We start from the raw sequence: 14,958 nt of genomic DNA on the forward strand, positions 1-14,958 counted from the left end.
TGCTGTTAGCTACGAATGCCACATGAGTAATGCTTGAATATCTCGATTTAGTTTTAACTTTTGCCTATTAGTGAACGCGTATGGGCATCTCCTAGAGCACAAACGAAAACATAAGCATTTGAGAAGAAAATTGGCACTTAATGAATGCCTCGGTTGCACCGATGCATTTCACTTACTCTTTGTGTCGTTGTTTAGCCTCTTCCCAAAGAGCCTCCATTTCCTCCAACGAAACAGCGTGGATCTGTTTGTCCTGTTCCTGAATAGCTGTTTCGATGTAGTTAAAACGTCCTTCAAATTTTTGACAGGCTTTGGTTAAAGCAAGCTCAGGAGATACCTTCATATGCCTCGCTAGATTGACGACTGCAAACAGCAGATCGCCAAGTTCTTCTTCGGCGGCTTCTTTATCTAAAGTTGACGCATTGAGTTCGCTACGTAATTCAGTAACTTCCTCTTCAACTTTGGCTAAGACTGGCCCTATAGAGTCCCAATCAAACCCTACCTTGGCACAAGCATCTTGCAATTCATACGCACGTTGAAATGCCGGAACTCCTCTTTTAACTCTATCGAGAATACTGGATTGAGTCTCCTTGGTTAGCTGTCGTTCAGTAGCCTTGATCGCTTCCCATTGAGCCGCCAGCTCTTCATCCGTATGTACTACAGTACTATCTTCAAAAACATGGGGATGACGACGAATAAGCTTATCCGCAATAGCTTTGGCAACGTCATCAAAACTAAATTGGCCTTGCTCATGGGCGATCTGAGCATAAAAAACCACCTGAAATAATAAGTCGCCGAGTTCGTCACATATCGCTGTTGGCTCAGCTCTCAAAATAGCATCAGCAACTTCATAGGTTTCTTCAAGAGTATATTTAAGTAACGATGTCATATTCTGCTTGCGATCCCACGGACAGCCGTTTATTGGGTCGCGCAATTGCTGCATGATTTGCAGCAGACGAGTCAGGTTTTCGGGTTTCTCGGTCATTATGCGTCTTTTCTTACCACATCAACTACATCGTGAATTTGCTTGAGACTGAGCATAACCTTACGCAATGATTTCACATCAGCGACTTCTACAGTTAAGACAATATCCGCAGAACCTGAAGACTTATTACTTAAACTATTAACCCCTAACAAGGATACTCTTAAATTAGCTAGCACAGTGGTTATGTCCCGCAGGATGCCAGTTCGATCAGTACAAATAACTAGCAACTGCGCTTCAAACCCAGCGGCAATATCACCAGACCAATTGACCTCAACCTCGCGCTCAGGGTGCTGTTCCAATAAATGGACCAATTGCTCGCAGTTTTGTCGATGCACACTTACGCCCCTGCCCTGGGTAATAAACCCCACAATAGGCTCGCCTGGAACCGGTTGACAGCAGTTAGCTAAATGGCTCATCAGGTGCCCTACTCCCTCAACAACCACACTGTCATCACGTTTCTTATTACTTTTCGGTCTGCTTGGCGTTTTCACCAGCCTTTCTGGTGTTGGCTCAGGTTCGGGCGGTTGTAAGTGCTGTTGTAATTGCCGTACAACAGACATTATTCGAACGTCACCGGCGCCAATGGCAGTATAAAGCTCGTCTACCGAAGGCTGATTAAAGCGTTCGCAAATTTCCCCTAAAGCCTTAATCGGAAGGTGGACCTTGTTTACCTCCCGTTCAGCAATCTCCTTGCCTGCTTCCAGGTTTTTCACCCGGTCTTGCTTCTTAAAGAAACTATGGATGGTTGCCCGCGCCCGCGAGGAATGAACGTATCCAAGTCCAGGGTGCATCCAATCTCGGCTCGGACTGGGCTCCTTGCCGGTTAGCACTTCGACCTGATCGCCGCTTTTGAGCTGATAGGTGAATGGCACAATTCGTTTATTCACCTTCGCGCCAATACAACGGTGTCCAATGTTGGTGTGGACATAATAGGCGAAATCGAGTGGCGTCGAGCCCTGAGGCAAATCCAAAACATCACCCTTAGGAGTGAATACATATACCCTATCATCAAAAACTTGACTACGTAGCTCTTCGACTAAGTCACCGGACTCTGCAACTTCTTCTTGCCACTGCAAAATTTTGCGCAACCAGTTCAAACGCTCTTCATGTCCTGACGTTTTACTTTGCGCCCCCTCTTTATATTTCCAATGTGCGGCGACCCCAAGCTCAGCATCTTGATGCATTTGCTGAGTACGGATTTGGATCTCAATAGACTTGCCTTGAGGGCCAATGATGACTGTATGTATGGACTGATAACCATTCGGCTTCGGAGTGGCAATGTAATCATCAAATTCATTGGGTATGTGTTTAAAATGCGCATGCACAATCCCCAAAGCGGCATAGCAATCCTGTAATCGATCGGCGATGATTCGCATCGCGCGAATATCAAACAGTTGCTCAAAGGTCAGCCGCTTTTTCTGCATTTTTTTCCAAATACTGAAAATATGCTTGGGACGACCATAAACTGCGGCCTGAATACCTTGTTCATTAAGTAATGACTGTAAACGCGCCACCATCGACTCGATATATTCAGTTCTGTCTGCACGCTTTTCATCTAGCATGCTAGCAATTTGTTTGTAGGTTTTCGGGTGCAGGTAGCGAAAGGCAAGATCTTCCAGCTCCCATTTTAATTGCCCGATGCCCAACCGATTGGCCAACGGCGCATAAATTGAGGCACATTCTGTAGCCACCATGACACGGGTTTCTTCGTCAGCGTCTTTGACTGACTGTAACGCACATATACGTTCTGCCATTTTAAGTACAACAGCGCGCACATCCTCTACCATCGCGAGCAGCATACGGCGGATACTATCGATTTGATGTTCCTGAAATTGTGCGGTCTTATTAATCCCGGTGCGGCCATGCAAAGCGCGAATGGCTTCCATCTTGCGCACGCCTTCAATTAGTCTGCCGATTTCTTGTCCGAAAGATTCAATGACATCTTCATTGGAAAGGGCATGCTGTTGACAATAGGGAAACACTAACGCCGCCTGCAGCGTCGTATCATCCATATTGAGCTGAACTAAAATTTCGACCATTTCCTGGCCGACAAGCAAGATCTCTGGCTTTTCAGCAATCGAACGCAAGGCCTTTTGGGTATCTTGAGGCAGTTGCAATTGCGCCATCCATTGCTCGAATGGTGGCCGTTGTTCACTATGTACTTTTCGTGTCGAAACCATGGTTCTCTGTATTAACTTCGGTGAAACACTGCCATTAATTCACAATGCTTGGTATAAGCAAACATCTCTACCAAACGGATTTTCTGCAACTGATAACCTCGTGCAATTAGCTGTTTGGCGTCACGGGCAAAACTGGCAGGATTGCAAGAAACGTACACAATAATCGGATGATGCTGAGGATTTAAGTGAGCACAAACTGTTGGAGCGCCCTCGCGCGACGGATCAAGCAATACTGCATCAAAAGGTTCGCGTAAGATTTGCTGCACAATCTTCTCGTCGAGTAGATCGTGATGGTCAAAACTGCACTGTTTTAGTGCGAGATGCTCTGCACTCTGTTGAGCACGAGTTACCATACTGGCGACCCCTTCTACGCCCCGAACCTGAAAGCCACGATTGGCCAGAAGCAAACTAAAATTTCCAGTACCACAGAACAAGTCAAGTACTGAGTTAACCTTAGCCTCGGCGAGCCACTTTGCAACCTGAGCAACCATATGTTGATTAACTCGAGCGTTGACTTGGACAAAATCATCAGCCCCGACGGGGATCTGTATGCCATCACCGGGTGAATAAGTGACCGTAGCGAGATCCCCGTGCAATGTTTCGGCAGACTTATCTGCAATCGCTATCGATACGTTACAGTCAAACTGCTCAGCTAATTTTATTAATGCATTGGTATCTTCACTGGCCAGCGCCGCCATCGCGCGAATGTGCACCAATACTTGGTTGTCACCAGAGAACAACGTAATGTGCCCCAGCGGCTTGGGGTTTTGTAGCTCGCTAACCCAAGCTTGCAGAGGCTGAATAAGACGTTCAATTTCTGGCGCTAGTACTGCGCACTCATGCAGCTTAAAGACCTCGTTGCTTTTACTGCGGCGGTAGCCGAGCCGGCGGTCATTGTTATCTCGAACATCTACAGCAAGGCGCGCTTTACGTCGATACCCTAGTGGTTCAGCAAAAATATCAGCTTCCCACTCACACTCTTTAACACCGGCAATTTTCGCCAATAATTGCGTGATCGCTTGCTTGCGTTGTTGGCGCAAATACTCCGGTTCAACGTAGTCAAGCTGACACCCACCACAGTCTTGTGAATGTTGACAAAATGGCAGTTGTCGCGCTGAATTTGATGTTTCAATCTGTAGCATTTGACCGTGCCAAACGTGCTTTTTGCGCGACGCTATTGCAACCTTCACGGTTTCGCCCGGCAACGCCCCTTCAACGAATACCACTGGCGCATGCTTGGCAGCCACGCCTAAGCCAGTGTGATCGAGCACAGTTATTTGAGTCGTAATTATTTGCTCTGCACCCGAGTTACGGCGGGTATTCAATGACTTTGCGCGGCGCTTAACCGGCTTAACAAACCGCACCATAGACTAACTCGATGACTCTAGAATAACCGTCGCAACTGCATAGTGCTTTTCGTCAGAAATAGATACAGCGGTCGAATTCACACCTCGCGACTCACACAAGCGCGCAAACTCACCACTAAAGTGAAGTTGCGGTTGTCCAAGTGCATTATTGTCAATTTCAATGTGCTGCCAACTTACACCGTTGCCAATTCCTGTACCGAGCGCTTTGACGGCAGCTTCTTTTGCGGCAAAACGCTTGGCAAGATAGCGGGCTGGATGTAGGTGATTCGCATAAACCTGCATTTCTTTCTCGGTTAACACTCGTTCTGCTAAACGTGAAGACTTAGCACAATGCGCTTCGATCCGCTCAATTTCAACAATATCTGTACCTAGGCCGATGATCACTGGAGTAATTCCTATTGTTTACAGTTTATACGCAGACAAACGTGCTTGTTGCATAAGATCACGCATATCTTTAACTGCGGTATGTAAACCATCGAAAGCGGCACGAGCAATAATTGCATGCCCGATGTTCAACTCTACTATCTGTGGGATTGCAGCAATGGGTTTAACATTGTGATAATGCAAACCATGCCCCGCGTTGACTTCTAACCCAAGCGAATCCGCATAAATAATACCTTCGATTAGTTTAACCAATTCCACTTGCTGTTGTTGCAGAGTTGGCGCATCGGCATACTGCCCCGTATGAATTTCGATGAAAGGCGCGCCACATTCCTTGGCGGCTTCAATTTGGCGCTTATCAGCATCAATAAACAAAGAGACTAATATTCCGTTTTCAGCGAGTTGACTGCACGCATCCTTGATTGCCGCAAGATTGTCAGCCACATTGAGGCCGCCTTCAGTTGTAAGCTCTGCGCGTTTTTCAGGCACCAGGCAACAAAACGTCGGCTTCACCCGGGTGGCTATGCCCAACATTTCAGCAGTAACTGCCATTTCCAGGTTGAGTCGTGTTTGTACCGTTTCACTTAGCAACTCGACGTCACGATCGCGAATATGTCGCCGATCTTCACGTAAATGTACGGTTATGCCATCAGCCCCTGCTTGTTCTGCGATCTGTGCTGCGTGCACTGGATCGGGATACTGCGTTCCTCGGGCATTGCGAAGCGTGGCGATATGATCAATGTTGACGCCTAAAAAGATATCGTTCAAACACCTATCCTCATTTATTTCAGGACCAAATTCAGGAGTATGGTAGCAATAATGCTACGTGCTGTCTGTCCGCTTATTGCGTACTTTATTGCGAAATTTTCACGATGTTTACTTTACCTGTGCAAACAGTGAGCGACTTTGTAACGGTTTACTGCCAATCACACTGGGCAGCGCTAGACGTACGAACAGTTTGGCCGCTCGTAGGCTAGTTGTATGCCAATCCTGCATTTGCATAGCGATGATATCCCGCCCATAAAACAAAGGGGCTGAATGCGCTTGGTGATCACCTGATAGGGTCGCGGTAACGAAACCCTGCTCTGGCAGAAAGGTGTAACTTGCACCTTCTTCTATTGGATTATGCGATTCTGCGCAAGCTGAGAGATCAGGCAAATAGCCTAAGTGCTCTAACAACTTGAGTTCAAAACTTCTGAGTATAATTTCTACATCTGCACTTCGCGTATCAGAGCCGGCTTTAGCTAAGTGCTGCAAGGCCAATTGATAGTCACTAAAAATTTCCTCGTGCGGCAAATCAATCGGTAAGGCCCGGCTAAGCAATTCATTTAAGTAAAAGCCACAATAGAGTGCTTGTTGGGTAAGAGAAACGCGGCCAGATAGCGCCTCAACGCGCCCTAAATTACGCAATTCATTGCGCCCAGAAACAACACATTCAAGCAACTGGAATGGCTGAAGTAAGCTTTTCCGATCCGATTTACTGCCCCGTACACCTTTTGCCACAACTCGCAGCTTGCCACTTTCCAGGGTTAACACATCAACTAATAAACTGGTTTCTCGGTACGGTAACCGATGCAAGACATAACCCTGACAGGTAAAGCCTGACATTTTTAACTGCGCCTCAAGCGAACCACTTTCATGGTTTCAAAAGATATGCCCGCCACTTCTTGAGTCTGCGGATAATAAGTCAGGTCGACGCGTGCCCCGGTGAGCGTTTGATAAGGATTTTTACGCCGATAAACAAAAGGTACGTCGTAGCCATCCAACATTAGGGTGTTGATGTACCAGTCATCTTCAACCCGCTGCACGTGAGAAACCACCTTACAATATTCGCTATGGGTTAAATCAGGGTGCTTGCTGAGTAAACGATTCAATGTTTTGTTAACCATTAGTCGAGGGCCTCAACTAACAACTGCAAATTGCGCTTATTACGAAATTCGTTAACGTCGAGGCGATAAGCCAACTGGACTTCTGTTTGCTCAGAGGCAGGCCAGCGGGCCGTATCCACATTAAACGCAATGGCGTCAAGATAATCACCATTCTCGGCTTTTAGCACCATTTTCAAATGCTTTTCACCGACAATCCGTTGTTGCACCAAAGTGAAAACACCATCAAAAAGTGGCTCTCTGAAGCCTTGTCCCCATGGAATGATATGTTTCAACTGCTCAGCAAACTCCAATGAAAAACAATCAACTGGCAACTCCCCGTCAGAGTATATCGCTTGTTCTTGCTGGATCTGGCTTTGCCACTGACTTAACGCATCTTCGAAGGCTTGGCAAAAATGTTCAAAATCTGCCTTAGCAATACTAAGACCGGCCGCCATAGCGTGGCCACCATATTTAATCAGCAAACTGGGGTTACGGCTGTCTACTAGGGCTAAAACGTCGCGAATATGCACCCCACTAATGGAGCGTGCAGAGCCTTTTAATTGAGTGTCATTCTCTTCCGCAAAAATTATCGTTGGGCGGTGCAACTTATCTTTTATGCGACCTGCAACTATGCCAATAACTCCAGCGTGAAAATCAGCTTGATAGAGCACAACCCCGTTTGACGAGTGATACTCCTCGGTATCAAGTGCAGGAATGGTCGCCAACACATCCTGCTGCATAGACTGCTCGATTTGCTTGCGTTCTTGGTTTAGCCGGTCTAGTTCAATGGCAATGCTTCTGGCATGTTGCAAGCTATCCGTAATTAAGCAAGCAATACCCATCGACATATCATCCAAGCGACCAGCGGCATTCAGGCGTGGCCCCAAAACAAACCCTAAATCTGTTGAGGTGAGTCCACTTGCATTGCGCTGGGCCACATCCAGCAAGGCTAGAATGCCGGGGCGACATTGTCGGGCTCGAATGCGTTGTAAACCTTGATAGACTAGAATTCGGTTATTGTGATCAAGAGTCACCACATCAGCCACAGTTCCTAGAGCCACAAGGTCCAAATATTGGGCCATATTCGGCGCAGTTATTTGTTGTTGAGCAAACCACTGCATTTGCTGTAAATGGGCACGCAACGCCACCATTAGATAAAATGCCACGCCGACGCCTGCTAGCGTCTTTGACGCAAACTGACAATTTGGTTGATTGGGATTAACAATCGCATCAGCGTTTGGCAGCGTTTCAGAAGGCAGATGATGATCGGTAACTATAACCGTCATTCCCAAAGCCTTAGCATGGGCAACACCAGCGTGACAGGCAATCCCATTATCGACGGTTACGATAACCTGACCGCCGCGTTGATGCACTACATCGACAATTTGAGGCGTTAAGCCATAGCCATATTCGAAACGGTTTGGCACCACGTGATCGACATGCTTTGCCCCCATCGCGGTTAGCGCCAACAAACACAGGGCGGTACTGGTAGCACCATCAGCATCAAAATCACCGACAATACTTATCGCTTGCTGCTGTTCCAATGCTGTAGCCAAGAGTTCAACCGCGCGATCCATGCCTTTCAACGTGGTGTAGGAAAGCAAGCCTGCTGCGCCTGTCGCTAACTGCTCTGGCGAACTCACCTTACGGCTGAGAAAAATCCGCTTCAATATAGGGTGGTAATCGAGTTGCTGCATCCAATCAGGAAAGTCAACGTCAGCGGAGGTATTCCTAATGATGTTTAACGGCATGATTTTGCGGGTATAAATCTGCGTGGCGTATTACCACGCAGATGAAAAGTTGATGCTTGTATTATGAGTTATCTTTGATGGCTTGTTCAAGCATTTCAGCCGGTTGGTAGCCAGGAATGATTGTGCCGTTAGGCATAATGATGTTGGGCGTACCCGTAACACCTATCTTTTGCCCAAATAAATACTGTTCGGCCACTGAATTTTCGCACTTTGCCGCCGCGACAGTATCGTCTAATTTAGCCTCGGTCATGGCATCCTGTGGATTCTTCGCACACCATACCGACACCATGTCATTGTACCCTTGACTGTTTAAACCCGCGCGCGGAAAGGCCAAATACCTTACGGTAATGCCGCGCGCGTTGAACTCTTCGATTTCACGATGCAACTTACGACAGTATCCGCAGGTGATATCAGTGAACACGCTGACGACATACTTTTCATTTTCAGCTTTAAAATCAATCGTTTGACCTACAAAATCTTTAAGTCCTTCCGTCCGGATTGCTGACATTGCGACTTCTGTCTCATTACGCATACCCGCATCTAAATTATAAACGTTCGCGCGTAATAAATAGGTACCGTCCATGCTCGAGTAGAACAATCCACGCGCCGTATTCAGTTGCAAAAGCCCTGGCACCGGAGATTCAGCAATGGCATTAACTGGAATCGAAATTTTGCTCTCAATCTTGGCTTTAACTGCATCATAATTATCCGCTTGCGCCTGCAGCCCAACGAACATAAGGAATAAAACACTCAACTTTTTGACTATCGACTTCACTGAAAACCTTCTTTTTAGTTCTGAGTAATAAACTGACCGTATATGTCAGCACATTCTTTCACTATGACCGTTTTGCAAGCCATAAGTTTCTGCGTAAGAGTTTACCAGAGAATGGCCTTAGCCAAAATGACTCGCCGCAGCTATTGCGTACCTTATCGAATACCTTTTCCTGCTAGCCGCGTGGATGATGCTCTCCGATCAAAGACTGTAACCGCTCTTTAGCAACGTGAGTATATATTTGTGTGGTCGATAGATCACTGTGCCCCAGCAGTAGCTGGACGACGCGCAAGTCGGCGCCATGATTCAATAAATGGGTTGCAAATGCATGGCGCAGTGTATGCGGTGATAACGCGACCTGAATGTTGGCACGTAACGCATACAGCTTGATGCGATGCCAAAATGTTTGTCGTGTCATCATGCGCCCGCGGGAGCTGGGAAACAATATGTCTGATTTTTGCTGCAGTAATTGTGGTCTTGCTTCTTTGATGTAGCGTTGCAATTGGTCAAGTGCCGCTTCACCCAGCGGCATTAATCGCTCTTTATTGCCTTTACCTGTGACACGCGCAACCCCTTGTGTTAATGACAAGGAGGATGTATCCAAACTGATTAACTCGCTGACCCGTAACCCCGTAGCATAGAGCACTTCAAGCATAGCTTTGTCGCGCAATTCTATCGGATCGTCAGTGCGCGGTTCATCCAGTAATGCGTCGACTTGCGCTTCGCTAAGCGTTTTCGGTAATCCTATTTGCACCTTGGGATTGGTTAGCTGGCGCAGTGGGTTACTCGCACGGCGCTCTCGATTAACCTGATAGCGATAGAATGCGCGCAACGCGCTCATCGCCCGGCTGTTACTGCGGTGACTCATGCCTGCACGATTGCGGTGGTCGATAAACCGCTGGATGTCTTCTTCTTCAACGGAATTTAACTCTTGCTCTGATACAGAGGACTGGGTTAAGAACGTAATAAAAGCGCTAATGTCAGAACGATAAGCGTTGACAGTATTCTCACTTAAGCCTTTTTCTAACCATAGCACCTGCAGAAACTCATCTAACAGGTTTTGGTTACGACTCACCACGCTCATTTAGAAACCTCTCGACTCCTTAATATACTCATAGGCTTGCTGAATATCCTGTGCCTTTTGCTTGGCCACCTGCATTGCTTGTTCTGGCAAACCTTTAGACATCAACTTATCGGGGTGATGGGCCGACATTAATTTACGATACGCCTTTTTGATGGTGGCATGGTCGGCATTCGGGGCTACACCTAAAATTTGATAGGCATCGGCTGATCGCTGCTGCTCGTTATAGCTCTGAGAGCGGTTTTGTCGCGGTCCCGCTTGACGAAAACGCACTTCCGCTTCATACATTCGGATCAAATAGTCAAGTTCCTGCCGCCTAAATCCGGCCGCTTTGGCGACTTTCACTAACACGTTATATTCAGCCTGCGACAACTGACCGTCAGAAAAGCAGGCCTGAATTAAAATTTCCAGCACAATCTGGATGATATCTCGACGTCCATGGCAGGAATCCACAAATTCGGTGATGGTTGCCTGAATCGGGTAATCTGCAGCTTTGCCCTCACGAAAAGCTGCCTGAGCAGCCTCTCTAGTTTCTCCACTTAGACCCATTTCATCCATTAGTCGGCTCGCCACTGCAATCTCTGATTGGGTAACTGCTCCGTCAGCTTTGGCTAAGTGCCCTAAGGTGGCAAATAAAGTATGAAAAAAGATTGCTTGCTGTTTGAAATTGTCTTTATCAGTAAAAAAACGGCCAAAGCCCCCCATTTGACTAAAGTCTTGACTGTAACCTTTATCAAACATGTGCCCCACGATCAGGCCTAGAATCGCCCCAACCCATTTACCAGCCATGAAACCCAGCGCAACGCCGACAACTTTACCCCAATATGCCATAGTGCTATGAACCCTCCGCAACGAGTCTGAATCCTAACTGATCAACCCTTAGAGCGAAAGAAAATCACAGAAAAAGCGACTAATTGACGTTGTTTGCTTGGTTAATCGGGGATAACAGCTTAAAATCGCCATAATTTGGCAAAATCAACCGTATAGGTGATTACTGTTCGTGTCTTACTCACCTAGCAAAAGAGCAAAACCGTTTTGAAGTTTTCACACTGTGCGTTACTAGCGCTAACGGCAATAGCAGTAAGCCCTGGAGTTCTAGCGCAAGAGCCGGTGACATTATGTGCCGTGCCACCCGTTTCCTTTGATCCCCAACAATTGACGTCTGGTGGGGAAGTTGTGGTGCGCGCCAATCAAGCTGAAATTATCGAAGATAAGACCGCCTTATTTCAAGGAAATGTTGATATTTACAGTGAACGTGCGGTTATCAGCGCCGAAAGAGCCACCATTGAAGATAATGGCAAAAGCGTCTTCGCCGAAGGAAATGTCACTTACCAAAGTGAACAGCTCAAAGTAGAAAGTCAGTCTGTTAATGTCGATTCAAACAGTCAAAAGCTGAACCTAATTGCAACCCGTTACCAATTGACTGGCTTCGTTGGACATGGAGCTGCGGATCAAATTTCTGTCGATGCCAATGAAGGGATCTCATTACAAGATGTATCTTTTACCACTTGCCCTATCGGTAGCGAAGATTGGCAAATCCGCGCCAGTGAAATCAGCCTCGAAAAAGGCTCAGTCTTAGGTGAGGCGAAAAACACCCGATTTTATGTCAAAGGTGTACCCGTTTTCTATTTGCCTTACTTTGCATTTCCCGTATCAACGCAGCGTCAAACTGGACTACTGTTCCCCAATATAACAAGCTCAAGCGCTACTGGTATTGATTATGAACAGCCGTTTTATTGGAACATCGCGCCTAATTTCGACATGACGATTTCACCACGTCTCATGACTGACCGGGGCTTACAAATAAAAAACGAGTTTCGCTATTTATTGAAAAATGCAACCGGAAGCGTCCACTTAGAATATTTACCGAATGATGACGAGTTGGCTGGCAGCGACTCTGACCGGTATTTTTATCGTGTCTTTCACCAAGGGCAATTCGCCAAAAATTGGCAACTTAATATCGATTTCAACGGATTAAGCGACGATAACTATATTGTGGACTTAGGATCCGATTTCTATAACCGAGCTGACACCCATTTATACCGCACGATTGGCGTATCTTATTATACTCAACAACTGGATTTCACGGCTCAATTGCGCGATTTTGAGGTCATCGGTGATCATCAAGACACCTATCGCGCATTACCTGAAACTAAACTTGAATACCGCACGTCGCTGCATGACTTAGTGGATTTAAGGATCAACTCTGAATTGGCCTATTTTGATAATCCTCTCGCTGAACAACCAAAAGCACTGCGCTTTCACATTGCTCCCACGTTGGCCATTCCTTATCAACGCCAATGGGGTGAATTGCTCGCCGAAGCCAGTGTTTTGAATACCCATTATAAACAAGAAGATGTCGAAGGCACTGAGTTGGCGGAAGAAGTTACCCGCACGCTAGGGCAAGTAAGATTGTATGGCAACGTGGTTTTTGAACGCAATCAGACATGGGATGGAGAAGCCTCGACGCTAACGTTTGAGCCCCAATTCCAGTACTTATATACCAGTTACGAAGACCAGTCGGATATTGGCTTGTATGATACCACACTGCTGCTCAATGACGTCGATGGTTTGTTTCGTGGTCAGGAGTTTACCGGCTTGGATCGCATCAGTGATAATAATCAAGTCACACTGGGGGTAACCAGCCGATTATTGGATTCCGCCAACCGCGAGCAATTAGTGATAAGCTTGGGGCAAATTTTTTATCTCGATGATAATCGTGTTGTGGCAGCAGCAAAAGACGAGAACAGTTCAGCAATTGCTGCAGAGCTTGATTGGCGTATCAGTAAGCGCTGGTTGGTGCATTCTGACGTGCAAGTGTCCAGCGCTTCTGACAAGGTTGATCGGAGTAGCTTAGCCTTGGAATATCGCCGCGATAATGCGAGCTTAGTGCAGTTGAGTCATCGTTATGTACGCAATTTATCGGGTGAACAAATTGACCAAATTGGCCTCTCAGCGAGTTGGCCAATCAGCGACAAGTGGCATTGGGTGGGACGCTGGTATCGCGATCTGAACTTAAATCGCAGTATAGAATCATACTTCGGGTTACAATATGAATCTTGCTGTTGGGCTTTACGTTTCGTCGCTCAACGTCATTTAAGTAATCGCTTTGATGGCGGTGGCGTGCAGAGCACAAATGAGTTCGACTCCGGCGTCGCACTGCAATTTATCTTTAAAGGAATTGGTTCGTCACGCAACAATCGAGAAATGCTCGAAGAGGGTATGTTTGGGTACCGCCAACCCTACGTTTTAAATTAATTAGAAAATTAGAGTTAGTTAATATCTATGAAGAAACTTTTAATAGCACTTGCTTTTGTTCTATCAGCCAGTCACATCCATGCGCAAGAAACAAAACTAGATAGCGTTGCTGTCATTGTTGATCAGGGCGTGATCCTTGAAAGCGAAATCCAAGAGCTGATCAGCAATGTCAAGCGTAATGCCATCGCCAATGATCAATCGTTACCCTCTGACCGTGCCTTGCGCACGCAAGCGATTGAACGCCTCATACTAACCAATTTACAAATGCAGATGGCTGACCGCATGGGGATCCGCATCAGTGACCCTCAACTGGACCAAACCATACGCAACATTGCCCAGAGTGAAGGCATGACGTTGGAGCAATTGCGCTCTCAAGTTGCCCTTGAAGGCATCAGCTATGAGCAATACCGTGAATCTGTGCGCCAAGAACTGATTACGGGTGAAGTTACGCGGGCGAATGTGCGTCGCCGTATTTACATCACTCCGCAGGAAATTAATACCCTGGTTGACCTTATCGACCAACAAGGCGCGCAACAAGCGGAATATCAACTGGGGCACATTTTAATCGGTTTTCCTCCACAGGCTTCAGATGACGATATTGCTGCGGCAAAAGACCGTGCCGAGAGAGTGATCGAATTACTCGAAAGTGGCTCTGATTTTGCCAAAATAGCGATTGCATCGTCTTCTGGCTCTGAAGCCTTGGAAGGCGGCAACATGGGCTGGATGAATATTAACTCAATGCCTACGCTATTTGCTGAAGCTGTGCAGTCCAAGCGCAAAGACTCGCTCGTCGGTCCGATTCGCAGCGGCGCAGGCTTTCACATCTTAAAAGTGTTAGATACTCGTGGGATAGAAACGGTTGAAGTAGAAGAAGTCAATGCTCGCCATATTCTGATCACGCCATCGATTATTCTCAGCGAAGAAAAAGCCGAAGAGATGCTCAACACCTTTAAACAGCAAATCATTGACGGTGAAAAAACCTTTGAAGAGTTAGCCAAAGAACATTCAGAAGATCCGGGGTCTGCCCTGCGCGGTGGCGAATTGGGCTTTACCGATCCCAATGTATATGTGCCAGTTTTCCGTGACACCCTAGCAACCCTTCAACCTGGCGAATTTAGTAAGCCAGTGCGTTCACAGCACGGCTGGCATTTAATTCAATTGATTGAACGACGCATGGACGATGCAACGGAGCGACGCAAAGAAGACAAAGCTTATCAATTAATTTTTAATCGCAAGTTTTCTGAAGAAACAGACAGCTGGCTACGCGAAATGCGCGATGCTGCTTACATCGAAATTGTTGGTGGTGGGAACGCGTAAC

At 46.8% G+C, this 14,958-nt stretch carries 13 protein-coding genes; 2 read left to right on the forward strand and 11 right to left on the reverse strand.

What is annotated here, in order from left to right; genetic code table 11:
- Window positions 1–172 precede the first annotated feature (172 nt).
- The 11 genes from mazG to djlA all read right to left on the reverse strand — a co-directional run bounded on the left by mazG (window position 173) and on the right by djlA (window position 11,213).
- Window positions 173–982: a nucleoside triphosphate pyrophosphohydrolase gene (gene mazG, locus CSH92_RS02785; RefSeq protein ID WP_100656068.1), complete on the reverse strand. Its 810-nt coding sequence runs from the start codon at window positions 980–982 to the stop codon at window positions 173–175.
- Window positions 982–3,162: a GTP diphosphokinase gene (gene relA / locus CSH92_RS02790; protein ID WP_100656069.1), complete on the reverse strand. Its 2,181-nt coding sequence runs from the start codon at window positions 3,160–3,162 to the stop codon at window positions 982–984. Before relA ends, mazG begins: the two co-directional genes overlap by 1 nt.
- 11 nt (window positions 3,163–3,173) lie before the next feature.
- Complete coding sequence (rlmD, locus tag CSH92_RS02795; RefSeq protein ID WP_100656070.1) at window positions 3,174–4,529, reverse strand: 23S rRNA (uracil(1939)-C(5))-methyltransferase RlmD; 1,356 nt, start codon at window positions 4,527–4,529, stop codon at window positions 3,174–3,176.
- Window positions 4,530–4,532: 3 nt separating this feature from the next.
- Window positions 4,533–4,913: a holo-ACP synthase gene (acpS, locus tag CSH92_RS02800; protein ID WP_124916906.1), complete on the reverse strand. Its 381-nt coding sequence runs from the start codon at window positions 4,911–4,913 to the stop codon at window positions 4,533–4,535.
- 18 nt (window positions 4,914–4,931) lie between these two features.
- Window positions 4,932–5,678: a pyridoxine 5'-phosphate synthase gene (gene pdxJ, locus CSH92_RS02805; protein ID WP_100656071.1), complete on the reverse strand. Its 747-nt coding sequence runs from the start codon at window positions 5,676–5,678 to the stop codon at window positions 4,932–4,934.
- A 108-nt stretch (window positions 5,679–5,786) separates the two neighbouring features.
- Window positions 5,787–6,518, reverse strand: a complete 732-nt coding sequence (gene recO, locus CSH92_RS02810; RefSeq protein WP_100656072.1) for a DNA repair protein RecO — start codon at window positions 6,516–6,518, stop codon at window positions 5,787–5,789.
- 2 nt (window positions 6,519–6,520) lie between these two features.
- Window positions 6,521–6,799, reverse strand: coding sequence for a hypothetical protein (locus CSH92_RS02815; RefSeq protein WP_100656073.1), 279 nt, complete (start codon window positions 6,797–6,799; stop codon window positions 6,521–6,523).
- Window positions 6,799–8,475: a single-stranded-DNA-specific exonuclease RecJ gene (gene recJ / locus CSH92_RS02820; protein WP_100656304.1), complete on the reverse strand. Its 1,677-nt coding sequence runs from the start codon at window positions 8,473–8,475 to the stop codon at window positions 6,799–6,801. The genes CSH92_RS02815 and recJ overlap by 1 nt, the downstream gene beginning before the upstream one ends.
- Window positions 8,476–8,590: 115 nt before the next feature.
- The gene (locus tag CSH92_RS02825) at window positions 8,591–9,265 is read right to left on the reverse strand and encodes a thioredoxin fold domain-containing protein (RefSeq protein WP_100656305.1); all 675 of its coding nucleotides are present in this window, start codon (window positions 9,263–9,265) and stop codon (window positions 8,591–8,593) included.
- A 211-nt stretch (window positions 9,266–9,476) separates the two neighbouring features.
- Window positions 9,477–10,385: a site-specific tyrosine recombinase XerD gene (gene xerD / locus CSH92_RS02830; RefSeq protein ID WP_100656074.1), complete on the reverse strand. Its 909-nt coding sequence runs from the start codon at window positions 10,383–10,385 to the stop codon at window positions 9,477–9,479.
- Entirely contained in the window at window positions 10,386–11,213 is an 828-nt protein-coding gene (gene djlA, locus CSH92_RS02835) for a co-chaperone DjlA (protein WP_100656075.1), read from the reverse strand. It abuts the gene before it with no gap.
- Window positions 11,214–11,417: 204 nt separating this feature from the next.
- Between djlA and CSH92_RS02840 the strand changes: the two genes are divergently transcribed.
- The gene (locus tag CSH92_RS02840; RefSeq protein ID WP_100656076.1) at window positions 11,418–13,640 is read left to right on the forward strand and encodes an LPS-assembly protein LptD; all 2,223 of its coding nucleotides are present in this window, start codon (window positions 11,418–11,420) and stop codon (window positions 13,638–13,640) included.
- A 27-nt stretch (window positions 13,641–13,667) separates the two neighbouring features.
- On the forward strand, window positions 13,668–14,957 hold the full coding sequence (gene surA, locus CSH92_RS02845) for a peptidylprolyl isomerase SurA (RefSeq protein ID WP_100656077.1): 1,290 nt from the start codon (window positions 13,668–13,670) through the stop codon (window positions 14,955–14,957).
- The last annotated feature ends 1 nt before the right edge of the window (window position 14,958 follow it).

Origin of the sequence: Neoalteromonas flava (genome assembly GCF_002807685.1) — a bacterium.
GTDB classification, from domain to species: Bacteria; Pseudomonadota; Gammaproteobacteria; order Enterobacterales; family Alteromonadaceae; genus Alteromonas_E; species Alteromonas_E flava.